General features: G+C 67.8%; 21 protein-coding genes (1 of these 21 only partly in view). 7 read left to right on the top strand and 14 right to left on the bottom strand.

Annotation, left to right across the window (positions count from 1 at the left end):
- Positions 1–131: 131 nt before the first annotated feature.
- From XAN126_RS0122700 to meaB, 4 genes are all read right to left on the bottom strand, one after another.
- Positions 132–947, bottom strand: a complete 816-nt coding sequence (locus XAN126_RS0122700) for a TIGR02186 family protein (protein ID WP_081762752.1) — start codon at positions 945–947, stop codon at positions 132–134.
- The gene (locus XAN126_RS0122695; RefSeq protein WP_024280845.1) at positions 944–1,870 is read right to left on the bottom strand and encodes a sulfite exporter TauE/SafE family protein; all 927 of its coding nucleotides are present in this window, start codon (positions 1,868–1,870) and stop codon (positions 944–946) included. Before XAN126_RS0122695 ends, XAN126_RS0122700 begins: the two co-directional genes overlap by 4 nt.
- Positions 1,871–1,938: 68 nt before the next feature.
- Positions 1,939–2,598: a hypothetical protein gene (locus XAN126_RS0122690; RefSeq protein ID WP_024280844.1), complete on the bottom strand. Its 660-nt coding sequence runs from the start codon at positions 2,596–2,598 to the stop codon at positions 1,939–1,941.
- A gap of 4 nt (positions 2,599–2,602) precedes the next feature.
- Positions 2,603–3,589 (bottom strand): methylmalonyl Co-A mutase-associated GTPase MeaB, encoded by a 987-nt coding sequence (gene meaB, locus XAN126_RS0122685; RefSeq protein WP_024280843.1) that lies wholly within the window; start codon positions 3,587–3,589, stop codon positions 2,603–2,605.
- Positions 3,590–3,681: 92 nt separating this feature from the next.
- Here meaB and XAN126_RS0122680 point away from each other — a divergent pair, with 92 nt between their 5' ends.
- Positions 3,682–3,888: a CsbD family protein gene (locus XAN126_RS0122680; RefSeq protein ID WP_024280842.1), complete on the top strand. Its 207-nt coding sequence runs from the start codon at positions 3,682–3,684 to the stop codon at positions 3,886–3,888.
- A gap of 64 nt (positions 3,889–3,952) precedes the next feature.
- Here the strand turns inward: XAN126_RS0122680 and folK are convergent, their stop codons facing one another.
- The 5 genes from folK to XAN126_RS0122655 all read right to left on the bottom strand — a co-directional run bounded on the left by folK (position 3,953) and on the right by XAN126_RS0122655 (position 7,954).
- Positions 3,953–4,450: a 2-amino-4-hydroxy-6-hydroxymethyldihydropteridine diphosphokinase gene (gene folK / locus XAN126_RS0122675; RefSeq protein ID WP_024280841.1), complete on the bottom strand. Its 498-nt coding sequence runs from the start codon at positions 4,448–4,450 to the stop codon at positions 3,953–3,955.
- Positions 4,447–5,283: a dihydropteroate synthase gene (folP, locus tag XAN126_RS0122670; RefSeq protein ID WP_029877614.1), complete on the bottom strand. Its 837-nt coding sequence runs from the start codon at positions 5,281–5,283 to the stop codon at positions 4,447–4,449. Before folP ends, folK begins: the two co-directional genes overlap by 4 nt.
- 103 nt (positions 5,284–5,386) lie before the next feature.
- Positions 5,387–6,043, bottom strand: coding sequence for a peptide-methionine (S)-S-oxide reductase MsrA (msrA, locus tag XAN126_RS0122665; protein ID WP_024280839.1), 657 nt, complete (start codon positions 6,041–6,043; stop codon positions 5,387–5,389).
- 140 nt (positions 6,044–6,183) lie between these two features.
- Positions 6,184–6,498: a hypothetical protein gene (locus XAN126_RS0122660; RefSeq protein WP_024280838.1), complete on the bottom strand. Its 315-nt coding sequence runs from the start codon at positions 6,496–6,498 to the stop codon at positions 6,184–6,186.
- Positions 6,499–6,589: 91 nt separating this feature from the next.
- Positions 6,590–7,954, bottom strand: coding sequence for an EAL domain-containing protein (locus XAN126_RS0122655; RefSeq protein WP_024280837.1), 1,365 nt, complete (start codon positions 7,952–7,954; stop codon positions 6,590–6,592).
- 342 nt (positions 7,955–8,296) lie between these two features.
- Here XAN126_RS0122655 and ssuD (XAN126_RS0122650) point away from each other — a divergent pair, with 342 nt between their 5' ends.
- From ssuD (XAN126_RS0122650) to XAN126_RS0122640, 3 genes are read left to right on the top strand one after another with little or no spacing between them, the layout of a single operon-like run.
- On the top strand, positions 8,297–9,469 hold the full coding sequence (ssuD, locus tag XAN126_RS0122650) for an FMNH2-dependent alkanesulfonate monooxygenase (RefSeq protein WP_024280836.1): 1,173 nt from the start codon (positions 8,297–8,299) through the stop codon (positions 9,467–9,469).
- Between the two features lie 24 nt (positions 9,470–9,493).
- Positions 9,494–10,519 carry an ABC transporter substrate-binding protein gene (locus XAN126_RS0122645; RefSeq protein WP_024280835.1) on the top strand — a complete coding sequence of 342 codons (1,026 nt, stop codon included), beginning with the start codon at positions 9,494–9,496 and terminating at the stop codon, positions 10,517–10,519.
- Positions 10,520–10,529: 10 nt separating this feature from the next.
- Complete coding sequence (locus XAN126_RS0122640; protein WP_051460665.1) at positions 10,530–11,351, top strand: ATP-binding cassette domain-containing protein; 822 nt, start codon at positions 10,530–10,532, stop codon at positions 11,349–11,351.
- Between the two features lie 87 nt (positions 11,352–11,438).
- On the opposite strand, the gene XAN126_RS0122635 is transcribed toward XAN126_RS0122640, so the two are convergent.
- Positions 11,439–11,816 carry a hypothetical protein gene (locus XAN126_RS0122635; protein ID WP_029877612.1) on the bottom strand — a complete coding sequence of 126 codons (378 nt, stop codon included), beginning with the start codon at positions 11,814–11,816 and terminating at the stop codon, positions 11,439–11,441.
- 223 nt (positions 11,817–12,039) lie between these two features.
- Between XAN126_RS0122635 and XAN126_RS0122630 the strand changes: the two genes are divergently transcribed.
- Positions 12,040–12,909, top strand: coding sequence for an ABC transporter permease (locus tag XAN126_RS0122630; protein WP_024280833.1), 870 nt, complete (start codon positions 12,040–12,042; stop codon positions 12,907–12,909).
- A gap of 66 nt (positions 12,910–12,975) precedes the next feature.
- Here the strand turns inward: XAN126_RS0122630 and XAN126_RS0122625 are convergent, their stop codons facing one another.
- The 4 genes from XAN126_RS0122625 to XAN126_RS0122610 are packed head-to-tail and all read right to left on the bottom strand — an operon-like array spanning position 12,976 to position 16,231.
- Complete coding sequence (locus tag XAN126_RS0122625) at positions 12,976–13,791, bottom strand: ATP-binding cassette domain-containing protein (RefSeq protein WP_024280832.1); 816 nt, start codon at positions 13,789–13,791, stop codon at positions 12,976–12,978.
- The gene (ssuC, locus tag XAN126_RS0122620) at positions 13,791–14,672 is read right to left on the bottom strand and encodes an aliphatic sulfonate ABC transporter permease SsuC (protein ID WP_024280831.1); all 882 of its coding nucleotides are present in this window, start codon (positions 14,670–14,672) and stop codon (positions 13,791–13,793) included. The genes XAN126_RS0122625 and ssuC overlap by 1 nt, the downstream gene beginning before the upstream one ends.
- 21 nt (positions 14,673–14,693) lie before the next feature.
- Positions 14,694–15,653: a sulfonate ABC transporter substrate-binding protein gene (locus XAN126_RS0122615; RefSeq protein WP_024280830.1), complete on the bottom strand. Its 960-nt coding sequence runs from the start codon at positions 15,651–15,653 to the stop codon at positions 14,694–14,696.
- Between the two features lie 23 nt (positions 15,654–15,676).
- Positions 15,677–16,231 carry a flavin reductase family protein gene (locus XAN126_RS0122610; protein WP_024280829.1) on the bottom strand — a complete coding sequence of 185 codons (555 nt, stop codon included), beginning with the start codon at positions 16,229–16,231 and terminating at the stop codon, positions 15,677–15,679.
- A gap of 220 nt (positions 16,232–16,451) precedes the next feature.
- On the opposite strand from XAN126_RS0122610, the gene ssuD (XAN126_RS0122605) reads away from it, so the two are divergent.
- Positions 16,452–17,663, top strand: coding sequence for an FMNH2-dependent alkanesulfonate monooxygenase (gene ssuD, locus XAN126_RS0122605; protein ID WP_024280828.1), 1,212 nt, complete (start codon positions 16,452–16,454; stop codon positions 17,661–17,663).
- 27 nt (positions 17,664–17,690) lie between these two features.
- Positions 17,691–18,640, top strand: the 5' portion of a protein-coding gene (locus tag XAN126_RS0122600; protein WP_024280827.1) for an FAD/NAD(P)-binding protein. Its footprint extends 535 nt past the window's final position; 950 of the gene's 1,485 nt are visible here — the first part of the coding sequence; its start codon is at positions 17,691–17,693; the stop codon falls past the right edge of the window.

Raw genomic sequence — 18,640 nt, 5'->3', positions numbered from 1 at the left:
ACGGGGATCAAAGCAGGTTCAAGGAAAAAATGTTCGAACAGCTCTAAATTTCGGGGCTGGTACTCGCATCCGTCTGTTGATCTTCGTTCCGGTTGCATACCAAATCACATCCGACGGCCGCTCTTCACAGCTCATTCCTTGCGGAACAATATGTTGGCGATGAAGCCGACAACCAGACTGCCTAGGGCCACGGCCAGTCCATATAGCAGCGCATCGTTGAGGGCGAACTCTGCTACGCGTTGCTCGAAGCCGATCTTCCGCACGTCGAAGTGGGCCTGTTCCGTCGCGGAAATCAGCCCGTTGCGCAGCAGCTTGACCTCGATCTGGTACTGACCGATGGGTGCAGCACCGGGGATGCGGACCTCGGCGCGAAACACGCGGGGCGCGAGGAAGGTGACGCCCTTCGGGTTTTCCTCATAAAGCCCCTGCGCCGATTGCAGGCGGAGGAAGGCGGCCCGGAACGGATCGGTGGGCACCACGTCGGCAAAGTCGCTGCCGACCCGCTGGACGAAGATGTTGCGGGAGAGGCCGATCTGCTCCCGGCGCAGGATCGTGAGGCTGGCCATTTCGTCCGTCGGCCGGTTCGACAGCACGGTGAGAAAGGCCGGCACGCCGATGAAGGTGCGGCTGTCGGTGTTCACCCACAGGCCGAGCACCTGAGCCTTGCGCCAGGTGGTGAAATCCTCAGCCGGCCCCCGCACCGTGACGACCACGTCGGGCGCATCGTCAAGCGGGGCGCCATCGGTGGTCTCGGCAACGCCGAACACGACGAGCTCGGCGCCGGAGAAGCTGGAGGAGATGCTCACCATCTGCTGCGACACCGACAGCACCAGCCGGTCCGCACGCGCCGGAGAGGTGATCACGCCAGCAATCAACGCCAGAGCGAGGAACGCTAACCGGGCGAGCCATGCCGGTCCCGCTCCAGCGCGGTGGCGGACGGGGCTCATCGGATCGTCTCCACCACGGTGACGGCGAAGGTATCGGCCGGCGCGGTCACCAGTTCGGCGCCCACCCGCACCGCCACCGACAGCACCAGAAGCCCGAGCAGCAGCCGCAGGTTCTCCGCCTTCAGCGTCTGCCCGGTGCGGGCTCCGAACTGGGCGCCGACGGTGCCGCCGATCATCATCACCAGCGCCAGCACGGCATCCACCGTGCCGTTGGCGACCGCGTGCAGCACGGTTGCGGCCGCCATGGTGACGAGCGTCAGCACCAGCGAGGTGCCCACCGATGTCTGGGTGGGGACCCGCAGCAGGTAGATCAGCGCTGGCACCAGGATGAAGCCGCCGCCGACGCCCAGCACCGCGCCGAGCAGGCCGATGACATAGCCGATGACGATCACCGGCAGGGCCGAGATGTAGATGCGCGAGCGGCGGAAGCGCATCTTGAAGGGCAGGCGCATGAACAGGGGGCGTGTGCCGGGGCGGCGCACCGGCCGCGGCGCGCCGGATCGTTCCCGCAGGATGGCGCGCACGCTCTCCACCAGCATCAGGGATCCGATGGCGCCCAGCAGCAGCATGTAGGAGAGGCGGATGGCGAGGTCCACCTGCCCGATGGAGCGCAGCCAGAGGAAGAGCAGAACGCCCGATAGGGTGCCCACGAGGCCGCCGGAGAGCAGCACCCCGGCCAGCGTCGTATCCACCATGTCCTTGCGCCAGTAGGACAGGGCTCCGGACAGGGACGAGGCCGCCATGTAGGGCGAGACGCTGGCCACGGCCACCGCCGGGGGAACGCCGGTGAAGATGAGCAGGGGCGTCATCAGGAAGCCGCCGCCCACCCCGAACATCCCGGAGATGAAGCCCACCGCGAGGCCCATCGCGAGGATCGAGAAGATGGCGACGGGCAGCTCGGCGATGGGCAGATAGATCGTCACGGGCCGGCTTTCGGTACGCGGGGATGGGCGAGCCTATAGCGGTTCATGTGCGAAGGCGAAAGCTGTAGCTATTCCATCGACTTAAAGGCGTCTGCCCGGACGGCGGCGGAGGGGTGCCGGGCCTGGGCGGCGAGGGCAATGACAATCTGCGACAGGCCGCGCCCCATCCGTGCCCGCGAGACGCCGGCTGGCCGGCCCTCGTGCCGCGGCAGGTGAACGAACAGCACCGGCCGCGGGCGCCCGCTCTGCCGCCCAGCCCAGGCGAGGGCGTGGAAATAGCTGGCATTGCACAGATATCGCCCGGCATCCCGCGAGGGCGCGGCAGGGATGCCGGTCCGGCGCAGGGCATTCGCCAACGGCCCGGCCGGGACGCAAGTGCGCAGGAGAGGTGGTCCGTCAGCCGCGAGATGGCGCGCCGGGGGATGCCGCCGGGCGGCGTCGGGCGCGGCGTGCGTGGCGTTGACCGCCCGCATCTCGATGGAGACGCGGCTCCGTCGGGCTGCAACGCCAAGGAGCAGCACCGCGTCCGGATCGAACGCCGCGAGGCGCGCATCGAGCCGCGCCAGCGAGTCCCAGCGGGTGGGCAGGATTTCCAGCGCGATCTCGATGCCGGCGAGGGCAGGGCGGCGCAGGCGCAGGAGATCCGACGCGAGCTGCTGCGAGGGGTTCACCGCCACGCCCGGAAACGGGCCGAAGGCGCAGATGAGGATGCGCATCGGCCCGTTCACGGCCTTACAGCCCGATCAGCCCGGCGATTTCGGCCGCGGCGAGGGCCGGGGAGAGGGCGCCTTCGGCGACCTCCCGCTCCAGCGCCGGAAGCCGGGCCTTTACGCCGGGATCGTGGGCGACCTTCTCGGCGAGGCGCTCGTTCAGCAGCGTCCACATCCAGCGGACCTGCTGGGCACGGCGGGTGGCGGCGAACGTGCCGGCCGCCTCGCATTTCTGCCGGTGCAGGATGACCTGCTCCCAAACGCCGGGAATGCCGTCTCCGGTCAGCGCGGAATAGGTGAGGACCGGCGGCGACCAGTGCGCCTCCCGCGCCCCGAGGAGGTGCAGCGCGGCGCGATATTCGCCGGCCGCCGCCCGTGCGCGGGGGATGTTGTCGCCATCGGCCTTGTTCACGGCCACGATGTCCGCCAGCTCCAGCACACCCTTCTTGATGCCCTGCAATTCGTCGCCCGCGCCGGGCAGCATGAGCACGAGGAAGGTGTCGGTGAGATCGGCCACGGCCGTCTCCGACTGGCCGACGCCCACCGTTTCCACCAGCACCACGTCGAAGCCGGCGGCCTCGCACAAAAGCATGGTCTCGCGCGTCTTGGCCGCGATGCCGCCCAGCGTGCCGCCGGACGGGGAGGGGCGGATGAAGGCGGCGGGGTCCACCGAAAGGCGGGCCATGCGCGTCTTGTCGCCGAGGATGGAGCCGCCGGTGCGGGTGGAGGAGGGGTCCACCGCCAGCACCGCCACCCTGTGGCCCAGCCCCGTCAGATAGGTGCCGAGCCCATCGATGGTGGTGGACTTGCCGACGCCGGGCACCCCGGTGATGCCAATGCGATAGGCGTTCCCGGTTCTCGGCAGGAGCGACTGGAGCAGCGCCTGGGCGCGGCGGCGGTGGTCTGCGCGGCGGGATTCGACAAGGGTGATGGCCCGCGCCAGCGCTGCCCTCTCTCCCCTCGCGACGCCTGCGGCCAGCTTTTCGTCGTCGTGCACCGCGGCGGTCATCGCTCCTCCCCCAATACGCAACACTTAGCGGAACTCCCCCTCAAGCGTGAACGTTCTTGTTGCATCTTTCCACCCACACAGAGGACGAGCCGATGAATTGGGATCGCATCGAAGGCAACTGGAAGCAGTTCACGGGCAATCTGAAGTCCCAGTGGGGCAAGCTTACCGACGACGACCTCACCGAGATCAACGGGAACCGCGAGGTTCTCGAAGGCAAGCTGCAGGAGCGCTACGGCTATGCGAAGGACGAGGTGAAGCGCCAGGTCGATACCTGGTCGACCAACATCCGGACCATGTGAGCCGAACGCTCCTGCAAGGACGGGCCTCGCGCCCCGGCCCCGCGTCTCTTGGCGCGGGGCATTTTCATGCGTGGGACGCGCTGTCTTCGTGGCGCGTGATGCCGCTCTGGTCGAGCTTGGCCAGCGCCTCTGCCGCACGGACGCCGCCGACCACGATGTCGGGCGCGATCTCAGTGAGCGGCACCAGCGCGAAAGCGCGCTCCATGAGGCGGGGATGGGGGATTTCGAGATCCTCCTCCCGCACGGTCTCATCGCCGAACAGCAGAATATCGATATCGATGCGGCGCGGGCCGAAGCGCACCTCGTTGGGCCGGTCACGCCCCAGCATCCGCTCGACCTCAAGGCCCAGCGCCAGAAGGCTTTTCGGCCCGATGGGGCTGTCCACCTCCACCACCTGGTTCAGATAAGGCCCCTGCGGCACGGGCCCCCAGGGCGGTGTCTCGTAATAAGAGGAGCTGCGGCGCAGGGTGAGACCGGCGCGGCACAGGGTGGCCAGCGCCTGCGCCATGGTCTGCGCGCGGTCGCCCACGTTGGAGCCGAGGCAGAGATAGGCGATCGTCATGATGCGTCCCGGATCGCCTCGGCGACACGGGCCGCCTGCACATGGGCCGCCACGTCGTGGACCCGGATGATCTCCACTCCATCCATGATGGCGATGACGTTGGAGGCGATGGTGCCGGGTACCCGTTCCTGCGGCGTTGTCTGGATCACCTTGCCGATCAACGACTTGCGCGATGTGCCGAGGAGGATCGGCAAGCCCAGCACGCGCAGCTCCGGCAGGCGCCGGATGGCGGTGAGGTTCTGCGGGAAGCTCTTGCCGAAGCCGATGCCGGGGTCGAGCACGAGCTTTTCCCGCTTCACGCTGGCGCGGTCGGCGATCTCCAGCACCCGCTCGAAGAAGCCCAGCATCTCCGAAACGATATCGAGGGATTCGTCCACCTCGGCGCGATTGTGCATCACGACCGCCGCGGCATCGTAGTCGGCCACCACCTTGGCCATGTCGGGATCGTGGGTGAAGCCCCACACGTCGTTGACGATGCTGGCTCCGGCCTGAAGCGCGCGGCGGGCCACCTCGGCCTTGTAGGTGTCCACCGAGACCGGCACGCCCATCTCCGCCACAAGGGCGGGAATGACCGGGGCGATGCGCGCCCACTCGTCCTCCGCCGCAACCGGCGTATGGCCCGGCCGCGTCGATTCGCCGCCCACGTCGAGGATTTCGGCGCCTTCGGCGACGAGGCGCCGGGCATTGGCCAGAGCGTCGTCGGGCGCAGCGCTGCGGCCGCCGTCCGAGAAGGAATCGGGCGTCACATTGAGGATGCCCATGATGAGGGTGCGCGGCCCGAGGTGTAGGGCGTGGCCGCGCGCGAGGAGGGTACGGGAAGGAGCAGCGGGCATGATGGGGACCAGATGAGAGGCGCCCACTCAAGCCCGCCGCGTGTCGATTTGGCAAGGCGCATCAGCTCAAGGTCAGGCGCGTCAGCCCGGCTTCGCGTTTGCCCTACTGCGCGGCGACGCCGGTGCCGATGGGGCAGGAGACGCCGGTGCCACCGAGCCCGCAATAGCCGTTGGGGTTCTTCGCCAGATACTGCTGGTGGTATCCCTCGGCGAAATAGAACGGCCCGAGATCGACAATCTCCGTGGTGATGGCGGGGAAGCCTCGCGCCTTCAGCGCCGGCTCGTAGGCCGCCTTCACCGCCTCCGCCTCGGCACGCTGCTCCGGCCCGGCGACATAGATCCCGGAGCGGTACTGCGTTCCGACATCATTGCCCTGCCGCATCCCCTGTGTCGGGTCATGGCTCTCGAAGAAGAGCTTGACCAGTTCGGCGTAGGACACCACCGCGGCATTATAGACCACCAGCACCGCCTCGGTATGGCCGGTGCGGCCGGAGCAGACCTCCTCATAGGTGGGGTTCGGCGTATGGCCGGCGACATAGCCGACAGCCGTCGCCCAAACGCCATCCTGCTGCCAGAACTTGCGCTCGGCGCCCCAGAAGCAGCCGAGGGCGAACACTGCGGTCTCAAAGCCCTTCGGATACGGACCCTTCAGGGCGTGGCCGTTGACGTAATGAACTTCGGCGGTGGGGATGGCGGCGGCGCGGCCGGGCAGGGCCTCGGCGGCGGTGGGCAGGTCGAGGGACTTCTTCTGCCAGAACATGGCGGGCTCCTCGTCTCGCAACCGGAGGGTATCGGACCCTGCGGTCACGGCATGGTGTTGGATGGGGCAGGGGGAGAAACCCCGCTGGATCCCCAATATGGGGATGCGGCCGTGCTTGCGCGAGGGGAGGGCTTGGGAGATCAGCCGATCTCGAAGCGCGAGCGCTCGCGCACCCGGCCGAGGCCCATCAGGATCAGCCCGATCAGCAGGAGAAGCGCGAAGGCCGGCATGGAGAGGAGCGGGAGCAGAACCGTGTTCCACACGGCCGGCATCCCGGCCTTGGCCGAGGTCTCCGCCCGCTCCAGGCTGCCCGGCGCCAAGGCGAACCAGGCATCTCCGGCCGATGTGAAGACGAGGCCGGAGGCCGCAATGGAGCGCGTGCCATCCACGATGAGCGCGACGAAGCCGCCAGCAAGCAGCCAGAATCCGGTGAAGCGGAGCAGGAAACGGATCATGGGGCGGCGCGCGGCTCCTTGCAGCGAAGGCTCAACGGCACCCATTTAGGCAGGATCGCTGGCAAATGCACCCCGGCACGTCGGCCCGCGCCTACCGCTCGGGGGACGCGTCGCCGCCATCCGCGCTCCCGGCGGGCGCGTCCGGTGCGGATGTGATGAGCGCGTCGAAGCGGTCGATGTCCATGGGGCGGCCGAACAGATAGCCCTGGAACACCTGACACCCGGCCTCCACCAGGCATCTGAACTGTTCCTCCGTCTCGACGCCCTCGGCGACGGACATGAGGGAGAGAGTGTCGGCCAGGGAAATCATGGCCTCCACGATGCGCAGACTCGACTCGTCGGCCGGCAGGCCGCGCACGAACGACTGATCGAGCTTGATCTGGGCGAAGGGAAACCGGCTAAGGGACTGGAGAGACGAATAGCCGGTGCCCAGGTCATCGAGGGCCCAGGCGAGGCCTATGTCGCACAAAGCCTGCATTCGGGCGCCCATGTCGGGCGCGTTCGCGGTCAGCATGCTTTCTGTCAGCTCCATCTTCAGCTGCGACACGTCGCAGCCGCTCCACATGACGATATTCATGACGTCTCGGACGAAGTCGGGCTGAAGGAACTGGGCGACGCTGATATTGACCGAGAGCGTCAGATGCGCGGTCTGCGGCTGTGTGTTCCACTTGGCGAGCTGTGCGCAGGCGGCACGCAGAACCCAGTCCCCGATGGGAACGATCTGGCCGGTTTCCTCCGCCAGCGGAATGAACTGGTCGGGAGGAACCTCGCCGCGCCGTGGATGGCGCCAGCGAAGAAGCGCCTCCGCCCCAAGCACCCGCCCGCCCCGATCCACCTGCGGCTGATAATAAAGGTGGAATTCCCCGCCGGCGATGGCCCGACGCAAGTCGTATTCCAAGGAGCGACGGTCCGTCGGATCGGCGTGCATCGGCACGAAGATGAAGACCAAGGCAACGAGGGCCGAAAGGGTGTTCACCCATGCCGCGACGGGGGCTGCCTCAGGCGGGATGAGCAGCGCGGGGTCGCTGATCGCCAGCGGCAGGAGGCTGAAGGCGACGAAGGCGACGAGGTAACTGGCCGGCAGGACAATCCGCAGGTAATGTTCATCGCGCTGGAACGCAAAGTAACAGCCGGCCGCCATCGGGAGGAAGTAAAGGACCGTTGCCTTCGGCACGCCGAGGGGGGGATTGTCGAACAGGCAGGAGGCCGCGATGGCCAGAGGCACGAGGTGGACCGCGAGGATCGTCGCAAGACGGAGCCGCCCGCGCAGCAACAGGACCAGCTGGCTCGCCCCGAAGGCGGCTACGGCGAGATTGAGCCCGGCCAGAAGCGGTCGGTCCATCATCATCAGTGCAACGAACCAGAGGCTGCCCGTGCCGATCAGCAGGAGTGCCTCGAGGAGCGTCATCGCGCCGACGCGCCAACCGTAACTTTCATCCCAGGCAGGGTTGGCCATCAGACCGCCGATCCGTTCCGGTCGCGCGAACCCTTTACACGGTGGAAGTGACACCGCGGGCCATGCGCACTCGCCCGTGGAGCTGTCGTTGGGATCCTTGGCCCAACCTTCTAAGGTCGCACCTTACGACGGTCAATGGAACTTAACCGAGACGTTAGGCTGGTTTGGTGATCGACTTCTGTTCTCGTGCCCGCCCTCATGTCCGCGACCGCTCTTCGCAGGGCGCTTTCCGGCAATGATCTGGAATGACATTGAAAAAGCCGGCGATTTGTTAAAAAAATAAATTCTATTGACTTTATCATATAAAGCCCGCTTCCTCTATGGGGACTAACGGAGTTCCCCATGAGCGCGTTCCAGTCTCCAGCCGCCCCGCCGGACCTGTTCTGGTTCATCCCGACCCATGGCGACGGCTCCTATCTCGGCTCGGAAACGCAGCAGCGGCCGCCGGAATTCGCCTATTTCCGCGAGGTGGCACAGGCGGTTGACCGGTTCGGATTCAAGGGCGTGCTTTTGCCCACCGGCCAGAGCTGCGAGGACAGCTGGATCACCGCGGCGGGCCTTGCCACCGCCACCGAGCGTCTGAAATTCCTCGTGGCGCTGCGGCCCGGTGTCACCTCGCCGGCTTTCGCCGCGCGGCAGGCCGCGGCCCTCGATCGGCTCAGCGACGGCCGGCTGCTGCTCAACGTCGTGGTCGGCGGCCATCCCGCGGAGCTCGGCGCCGACGGCATCTTCCTGGAGCATGACGAGCGCTATGCCCAGGCGGATGAGTTCCTGACCATCTGGCGCGATCTCGTGGCCGGCAGGACGGTGGATTTCGAGGGCAAGTATTATCGCGTCGCCCACGGACGGCTCGATTTCCCGGTGGTGCAGAAGCCGCACCCGCCTTTGTGGTTCGGCGGCTCTTCCGAGGCCGGCCACGAGGTCGCGGCCGAGCATGTCACCACTTATCTCTCCTGGGGCGAGCCGCCCCACATCCTGAAGGACAAGCTCGCGGACGTGCAGGCTCGTGCGGCCAAGCGCGGGCGCAAGCTGAAATTCGGCCTGCGCATCCACTTCATCGTGCGCGAGACCGAGGCGGAGGCCTGGGCCGCCGCCGACAGGCTCATCTCCCGCATCTCCGACGCGCAGATCGAGAACGCGCAGAAGCGCTTCAAGGTCGAGATGGATTCCGTCGGCCAGGCGCGCATGGCCGCGCTCCAGCCGGGCGACCGCAACAAGCTGGAGATCGCGCCGAACCTGTGGGCCGGCATCGGCCTCGTGCGCCGCGGCGCCGGCACCGCGCTGGTTGGCGACCCCAAGAGTGTCGCCGCCCGCATCCGCGAGTATCAGGAGATCGGCATCGAGACCTTCATCGGCTCGGGCTACCCGCACCTGGAAGAGGCCTACCGGGTGGCGGAATTGCTGTTCCCCGAACTCGGCATCGACGGCCGCCGCCGCAAGGTGTCCGACAACATCGTCAACGAATTCGCCGTGGGCTCCCACAGCGCGGAGCGGCGCCTCGCCGCCGTCTCCTGAGCAGTCTTCGAGAGGTCTTTCGAGATGAAAACCCGTCGCACCGTCCTCGGCCTTGCCGCCGCTCTCGCCCTTGCGCCCGTTGTCGCGCCCATCTTGGCCGCCGCCCCCGCTCAGGCGGAAGGCGTGCTGCGTATCGCCCAGCAGTTCGGCACCCTCTACACGCCCTTCCACGTGATGAAGGAAAAGGGGCTGGTGGAGCAGCGCGGCAAGGCGCTGGGCATCGACATCAAGGTGGAGTGGATCCAGCTTTCGGGCGGCTCGGCGGTGAACGATGCCCTGCTCGCAGGCAACATCGACATCGCCTCCGCCGGCATCGGGCCGTTCCTCACCTTGTGGGACAAGACGCGCGGCACCTCCAACGCGGTGAAGATCGTGGGTGCCTTCGGCGCGCAGCCCAACTATCTGCTCACCAACAATCCCAACGTGAAGACCATCAAGGACTTCACGGAGAAGGACAAGATCGCCATGCCGGTGGCTGGCGTGTCGGTTCAGGCGCGCATCCTCCAGCTCGCCGCCGAGCAGACCTTCGGGCCGGGCAATGCGAAGAAGCTCGACGCGCTGATGGTGACGCTGCCCCATCCGGATGCCACGGCGGCCCTCCTCTCCGGCTCCACCGAGATAACAGGCTATCTCTCCAACGCGCCGTTCCAGAACCACGCGCTGAAGGACCCGAAGATCCACAAGGTGTTCTCCTCCTACGACATCTTCGGCGGCCCGGTGACGCCCACCGTGGCCTATGCCACCGTCAAGTTCCGGCAGGACAATCCGAAGACCTACAAGGCCTTCCTCGAAGCCTTCGAGGAAGCGACCAAATGGGTGGAGCAGAACAAGAAGGAGGCGGCGGACATCTATGTGAAGGTCGAGAAGTCCAGGCTCGATCCCGCCTTCGTCGCCGAGGTGCTGAGCGATCGGGACACGCAATACACGCTCGTGCCGCTGGGCACGCTGAAGTTCGCGGATTTCATGAACCGCATCGGCGCCATCAAGGCGAAGCCCACGAGCTTCAAGGACTTCACCTTCGAGGACCTGCACTCCGCGTCGGGCAGCTGAGGGGGAAGCGATGACCATTCACGCCCCCGTTTCCGCCGCCGTGCCTCCCGTCGTCCACACCGCGCCGCCCGTGCTGGAGGCGCGGGGCCTGACGCTCGATTATGTCGGGCAGGCCGGCCGCCACCGGGCGGTGGAGGATGTGAGCTTTACGCTCCATGCGCGCGAGCGTCTTGTGCTGCTCGGCCCCTCCGGCTGCGGCAAGTCCTCCATCCTCAAGGCGCTGGCCGGATTCCTGAAGCCCGCCGCCGGCACGGTGAGCCTGCGCGGCAAGGCGGTGACCGGGCCGGGGCCGGATCGCCTCGTGGTGTTCCAGGAGTTCGACCAGCTGCTGCCGTGGAAGAGCATCACGGACAACGTGGCCTTCCCGCTGCGCGTCGCCCGCAAGGTACCGCTGAAGGAAGCCCGCGAGCGGGCGCGTGCGGCGCTGGCCAAGGTGGGCCTCGCGCGCGCGTTCGATGCCTATCCGCACACCCTTTCCGGCGGCATGAAGCAGCGCGCCGCCATCGCCCGAGCGCTCGCCGCCGAGCCGGATGTGCTGCTGATGGACGAGCCCTTCGCGGCGCTCGATGCCCTGACGCGGCGGACGCTTCAGGAAGATCTGTTGCGGCTTGCAGAGGAACAGGGCTTCACGCTCGTGTTCGTCACCCACGCCATCGACGAGGCGGTGCTGGTCGGCACGCGGCTGCATCTGCTGGCCGCCCATCCCGGCCGGACCATTGCCAGCTTTGACACCTCCGGCCTCGGCCTCGCCGAGCGCGGCTCGCCGGCCTTCGAGGGGGTGGTGCGGGAGGTCAGCGACCTGCTCTTCGCCAACGGAGCCCGCCATGACTGACGTTCGGGGCAGGGGCCGAAGGCCGTGGAGATGAGCGGAGCGCGAGGGGAGCCGGCGACGGTGTGTGTTCCGCCGCCGGCCCATGGCTCAATCGTAGGTGATGTCGTTGTCGTGCAGGTAGACGTTGCTGGCCTTGCAGATGTCGATGCGGATCGGATCATCCTTCACTTCGCCGCCCGACTTCCCGCGCCAGCCGACCCGCAGCGTTTGCTGGCAACGGCCGCTCGTCTTGGTGAAGACGAGGGCGGCGTTGTCGCCGGGGCCGACCGGCTCGCTCAGCCAGTTGGTACTCCAGCCGGTCCCGTCATTTGTATAGAAGCCGACGACAGTATTTGCCTCGGTCTCGTTATGGATAGTGAATTCGCCGCTCTTTCCGGTCTGAGCTGACGCAACGTCAATATAAGAAGCGAATGTAAAAAGCAGAAATACGGAACTGAATACGCTGATGTTTCTTCTTTTCCCCATTTAACCCCACTCCCCCATGTGAATTTACGCGTGGGACTGTCGCAAGGCTTTTGAAGAATATCAAGCCGACATCAGGTTGTGTTTCCGGCGTCTCGTGAAGTTAGTCGAGACCTGCGGCTTTGAGGATCTGATCCGGGGCGTTGGTTGCGCCCGGAACGAGTTGACGAACATCAATTGGCATTTCTCCACCTGTGAGCTGCCTGACAAGACCATGAGGTCCGCCATGTCCGACATCGATCTCAGCCGGCAGCCTGCCCTGTTCCGGGTGGTCTACGCCACGACCCGCACAGCGCCGGCACAATGGCTCGCCACGGCCGGCGCTGGCCTCGGGCGCTTCACCCTGGTGCGCCGGCTGGTGGTGCTCGCCGGCCTCGCCGTCCTCTGGCAGGTGGCTGCCACGTGGCAGAACAGCCCGCTGCTCTTTCCCACCTTCACCGACACCATCTCGGCCTTGGTGGAGGCACTGCGCCATGAGGATCTGTTCCCCGCCTCGGTCGCCTCGCTCACGGTGCTGGTGAAGGGCTATGTGCTGGCGCTGGCCCTCGCGCTGGTGTTCGTCTCGGTGGCGATCGCCGTGTCGTTCGTGAAGGAGGTGCTGCTGACTCTCACCGCCATGTTCAATCCGCTGCCGGCCATCGCCCTCCTGCCCCTCGCCATGATGTGGCTCGGCCTCGGCGAGGCAAGCCTGCTGCTGGTGATGGTGCATGCGGTGCTCTGGCCGTTCGCGCTGGCGGCGCTCACGGGGTTTGAGCAGGTGCCGGAGACGCAGCGCCTCGTCGGTCGAAACTACGGGCTGAAGGGGCCGGCCTATGTGGCGCTCATCCTCATTCCGGCGGCGCTGCCTTCGCTCCTGTCGGGGCTGAAGATCGCGTGGGCCTTCGCCTGGCGTACCTTGATCGCGGCGGAGCTGGTGTTCGGCGTCTCCTCCCGTTCGGGCGGTCTTGGCTGGTTCATCTATCGCAACCGTAATGAATTGCTGACGGACCGCGTGTTCGCGGGCCTCGTCACGGTGATCCTGATTGGCCTTCTGATTGAAGTGCTGTTCCGCCTCGTGGAGCAGCGCACGGTGCGCGCATGGGGTCTCCAGCGCTGAGGTCGTAACGCTAAAGAAAAGGGCGCCCGGCTCGTCACCGGGCGCCCTTTCTGTTTGCGGGGGCGTTCAGACGGCGGCGAGAATGCGCCCCTGGAGGTCGAGCGCCTCGGCGGATGCGATGCCGCTGCGCGGGCGGGGCAGGCCCACCGGCACGTCGAGGGCGATCTCGCCCTGCCGCAGCACCACCACCCGATCCGCCAGCGCCACCGCCTCGGCCACATCGTGGGTGATGAGCACCACGGTGAAGCCGTGCTCGGTCCAGATGCGCTCGGTGAGGCGGTGCATCTCGGTGCGGGTTAAGGCATCAAGGGCGCCGAAGGGCTCGTCCAGCAGCAGCACGCCGGGGCGCGAGACCAGGGCGCGGGCCAGCGACACGCGCTGCTTCTGCCCGCCGGAGAGCACCGACGGCCAGTCGCGGCCACGGTCGGCGAGGCCCACGTCGCGCAGCGCCGCATGGGCCTCCTCGCGCCAGTGCGGGCCGCGCGCGATGCCCACATTGGCAAGCACCCGCTGCCATGGCGCAAGGCGGGCATCCTGGAACAGCAGGCGCACCTGCGGCATCAGCCCGGTGACGCGGCTTTCACCCACCCGCACCTCGCCGGAGGTGGCGAGGTCGAGCCCGCAGATGAGGCGCATGAGCGTGGTCTTGCCACCACCGGAGCGGCCGACCACGGCGAGGAACTGCCCGGCCGGAACGTCCAGATCCAGCCGGCGCAGGACGGGCCGGGCGCCGAAGCTCTTGGTGACGGCGGAGAGATGGATGGGCTCGCCCTTCCAGCGCGGGGTGCTCTGGCGCGGCTCGGGTGGGGTGAAAGTCGCGCGGATTTCGTCGGCGCGTACCTTCGCGGCGACGTCGGCGTCTGCGGCGGCGAAGATTTCCATCAGGCCGCTCCTTCCGAGCCGTTCTGATAGGCGGGATGCCACGCCAGCGCCCGCCGCTCGATGGCGCGGGTAAAGCTGTCGGCGAGCTTGCCGAGGAGGGCGTAGGCGAGCACGCCGAGCACCACCACGTCGGTCTGCAGGAATTCGCGGGCGTTCATGGTCATGTAGCCGATGCCCTCGGTGGAGGAGATGGTCTCGGCCACGATCAGCGTCAGCCACATGATGCCGAGCGCGTAGCGCAGCCCCACGAGCACCGAGGGCAGCGCCCCGGGCAGCACGATGCGCCAGAACAATGCGGTGCTGGACAGGCCATAGACCCACGCCATCTCTACCAGCCCGCGGTCCACCGTGCGGATGCCGTGGAAGGTGTTGAGATAGATGGGGAAGGCGACGCCGATGGCGACGAGGAAGATCTTCGCCTCCTCATCGATGCCGAACCACAGGATCACCAGCGGGATGATGGCGAGATGCGGCACGTTGCGCAGCATCTGCATGGTGGAATCGAACGCCGTCTCCGCCGGCCGCACGATGCCGTTCAGCACCCCCAGCGCAAAGCCGATGGAGCCGCCGATGGCGAGGCCGATCAGCGCCCGGCGGGTCGAGACCGCGACATTGGTCAGGAGCGAGCCGTCGCCCAGCGTCCGCCAGAAGGCGACCGCCACGTCGCTCGGCGCCGGCAGCACGCGCGAGGAGAGAAGGCCAAGGCCCGCCCCCGCCTGCCACAGGGCCAGCACCCCGAGGGGAAGCGCCCATGGCAGGAGCGCGCGGCCCAGCGCGGCGGCACGGGCGCCGGCGAGGCGACGGATTTCCGCGGGTTCCGCGGCGAGGGATGCGGTGGCCGCCGGAAGAACGGCGGCCTCACTGTGGGCGGGCGGGCTCATGGCTGGCTCCTCGCGTCCCGGTCACGACTTCGGCGCGCGCAGGGCGTCGGCGATGCGGATGGGCTTGGGGATGAGGCCGAGGGCGAGGAAGGCGTCCGCCACATGCTGCTGCGCCGCCGCCACCTCGGGGGTGATGGGCTTCACGTCATACTGCTGGCGGGCGAGGGCGACCTCGAGGATGGCGGCGGGGATGCCAATGAGCGGCGAGAACTCGGCGGCGGCCGCCTTCGGGTTTGCCTTCACCCATGCGCCGACCTCGGCGACGCCCTTGAGCAGCACGTCCACCACCTGCGGCGCCTGGTCCGCGAAGGCGCGGGTGGAGAGATAGAACTGGTAGTTCGAGACGATGCCGGTGCCGTCGGCGAGCTGGCGCGCGTCGATGGTCTTCTCCGCCGCCGCCTGGAAGGGGTCCCAGATGGCCCAGGCGTCCACCGAGCCGCGCTCGAAGGCGGCGCGGGCGTCGGCCGGGGTGAGATAGGCGGTCTTGATCTCGGAATATGGCACGCCCGCCTTCTCCAGCGCCTTCACCAGGAGATAGTGGACGTTGGACCCCTTGTTCAGCGCCACTGTCTTGCCCTTGAGGTCGGCGACGGTCTTGAGCGGGCTGTCCTTGGGCACGAGGATGGCCTCGCCCTGCGGGGCGGCGGGCTCGTAGCCCACATAGACGAGGGGCGCGCCGGCCGCCTGCGCGAAGATGGGCGGCGCCTCGCCGGTGTTGCCGAAGTCCACCGCGCCGGCATTGAGCGCTTCCAGCAACTGCGGCCCGGCCGGGAACTCGGCCCATTTCACGCTGTAGCCGAGCGACTTCAGCAAAGGCTCCAGCAGCCCCTTGTTCTTCAGCAGGATGAGGGTGCCGTATTTCTGATAGCCGATGCGCACCACCTTCTCCTGTGCGCGCGCCGGAGCTGCGCCGAGGGCAAGCGCCCCCGCGAGGCCGGAGGCGAGGATGGCGAGGTGTCGGCGCGTGATGCCCGTGCTCATGTCGGAGGTCCTTTGAATGGGGGTCAGAGGGAGAGGCCGCGATAGCTGCCGGCCCAGTAGAGGAGGGGCTCGGCGCTCTCGGTGATGCGGGAGGCGACCACCCGGCCGATGACGATGAGATGAGAGTGCCGCTCGATGGCGTCTTCCAGCTCGCAGTCGAAGGCGGCGAGCGCGTCGGCGAGCACCGGCGCGCCGGTGGAGAGGCGGGTCCAGTCGGCGCCGTCATAGCGGGCCGGCCCCTTGAGACCGCCCTTGCCGGCGAAGCGGTCCGCCACCGGCTCGTGATGCGGCCTCAGCACGTTGATGGCGAAGGCACGCTCCTTCAGCAGCGGCACCACCGAGGAGGTGGCGCGATTGACGCAGATGAGAAGCGTCGGCGGCTCCACCGAAAGGGAGGTGACCGATGTCGCTGTGAGGCCGGTGCGCTCGTCGCCCTGGCCCACCGTGAGCACGCTCACGGCGCCGGCCAGCTTGCGCATGGCACTGCGAAAGGCGAGCGAGGCGGCGGAAAGCTCGGGAACGGGGGCGGGAGCGATTTGGGCCGGCTGGCTCAGGGGGGCGGAGACGTGCGCGTTCATCGATCTGCCTTCTTCGAACGTGCGGGCGAAAAGGTCCTGCCCGCGGGTTCAGCCCCTCAGGGCAACACGTTCCAGCGCCCCTCCGGAGGAAACCGGAGGGGGTGGATCGGAGAAAAGAATAGACAGGCGGATCAAAGTTGGTCAATAAATTCTATAAAGTTTATTGAATTAATGCCGGAGCGCGTGACCCCGACGCTCCCGGCCCATCCGGAGCCTGTCCATGACCCTCGCCCCGTCCTCCCCTGTCGCCGATCCGACCCTGCCCGCCGCGACAGAAGCCAACGTGCTGTGGTTCCTGCCCACCCATGGGGACGGCCACTATCTCGGCACGTCGCACAAGGCGCGCGAGGTGAGCCTCGGCTATCTCCGGCAGATCGCCCAGGCGGCGGACCAGCTCGGCTATTTCGGCGTGCTCATTCCGACCGGCCGAAGCTGCGAGGACAGCTGGATCGTGGCGTCCGCCCTCGCCGGCCTCACCGAACGCCTGCGCTTTCTGGTGGCGGTGCGCCCCGGTCTGCTCTCGCCGGCGGTGGCCGCGCGCATGACGGCGACGCTCGACCGCATCTCCGGCGGTCGCGCCCTGATCAATGTCGTCACCGGCGGCGACCCGGTGGAGAACAGGGGCGACGGCTTTTTCGCCGACCATGCGGAGCGTTACGAGATCACCGCCGAGTTCCTCGACATCTACACCCGCCTTCTCAAGGGCGAGGACGTGAACTTCGAGGGCAAGCACTTCAGGGTGGAGGGCGGCAAGCTGCTCTATCCGCCGGTCCAGCAGCCGCACCCGCCCTTGTTCTTCGGCGGCTCCTCCGCGCCGGCCCATGACGTGGCGGCGCGGCAGGTGCAGAAGTATCTCACCTGGGGCGAGCCCCCGGCGCAGGTCGCTGAGAAAATCCGGGACATCCGCGCCCGCGCTGCCGCGCTCGGCCGCGAGGTGACGTTCGGCGTGCGCCTCCATGTTATCGTCCGCGATACGGCGGCGCAGGCCTGGGCGGCGGCGGACGACCTGATCCGCTACGTGGACGACACCACCGTCGCCGAGGCGCAGAAGGTGTTCTCGCGCATGGATTCCGAAGGCCAGCGCCGCATGAGCGCGCTGCATGGCGGCCGGCGCGACAGGCTGGAGGTGGCGCCCAATCTGTGGGCTGGCGTCGGCCTCGTGCGCGGCGGCGCCGGAACCGCTCTGGTCGGCGATCCGGAGACCGTGGCCGAGCGGTTGAAGGAATACATGGCGGTGGGCGTCGATACCTTCGTGCTCTCGGGCTACCCTCACCTGGAGGAGGCCTATCGCTTCGGCGAAAGCGTGCTGCCTTTGCTGCCGCGGGCAGCCGGAACCGGCGCGCCGGGCGTTGTCACCAATCATCGCGGCCCGTTCGGGGAGATCATCGGCAATGCCATCGTTCCCGAGGCGCGCCGTGTCTCCGCCTCCTGACCGGACCGCCTCGCGAGGAGCAACGCCATGCTGAATGCCTGGGAAACGCAGGGCTCGGAACCGCAGCGGGATGCGCGTACCACCGTCGTGGTCGTCGGCGGCGGCTTCAGCGGAACACTGTTCGCGTTGGCGGCGGCAGCCGCGCGGCTCGATGTGGTGCTGGTGGAGCGGGAGGCGAAGGCCGGCCCCGGCCTCGCTTATGGCGCCTGCGATCCGCTCCACCTGCTCAACGTGCCGGTAGCGCGCATGGAGGTCGGCCTCAAACCGAGCTTCGCCCATTGGCTGAAGGCGAGTGGCGCCGAACTTTCCGCCGCCATCGAGGAGGCGGGGGGCGATCTCGCCCGCGCCTTCGTCCCGCGCGCCTTGTTCGGGGCCTACCTCGCCGAGCGGCTGGAAACGGCGCTCGCAGCCCGCAACGGGCGTCTGCGCCGGGTTCGCGGCGAGGCCGTGCGGGTTTCAGATCGCCCGGTGCCCAGCGTCACCCTTTCCGATGGGCGGCGCATCGAGGGCACCCATGTTGTGCTCGCAACGGGCAATCTCCCGCCCCGTCCGCCGCGGACCCGCGACGGCGGCGTCTATGACAGTCCGCTGTTCGTTCCGGACCCGTGGCGATGGCAGGACATCGACAGTCTTGCGCCGGATGCGCCGGTGCTCCTCATCGGCTCCGGCCTCACCATGGTGGACGTTGCGCTGATGCTCGAGGCGCGCGGCCATCGCGGGCCGATCTGGAGCGTGTCCCGCCATGGCCTGGTGCCCCATGTCCATGCGGATGTGGCGGGCCGGCTCGGTAGCGTGGAGCCGTTCCTTGATCCGGACAAGGCGCGCGACCCGATACAGACGCTCCGCCTCATCCGCGCGGCGGTCCGGCAGGCGGCCGTGCGCGGAGTGCCGTGGCAACGGGTGATGGATGCCGCGCGCCCGGCCCTGGCTGCGGTCTGGGCCGGTTGGCCGCAAAAAGCCCGTGCGCAGTTCCTGCG

The organism is Xanthobacter sp. 126, assembly GCF_000526175.1.
Lineage (GTDB): Bacteria > Pseudomonadota > Alphaproteobacteria > Rhizobiales > Xanthobacteraceae > Xanthobacter > Xanthobacter aminoxidans.
Note: the sequence above shows the minus strand (reverse complement) of the source record. Positions and strands in the feature narration are given on the sequence as shown.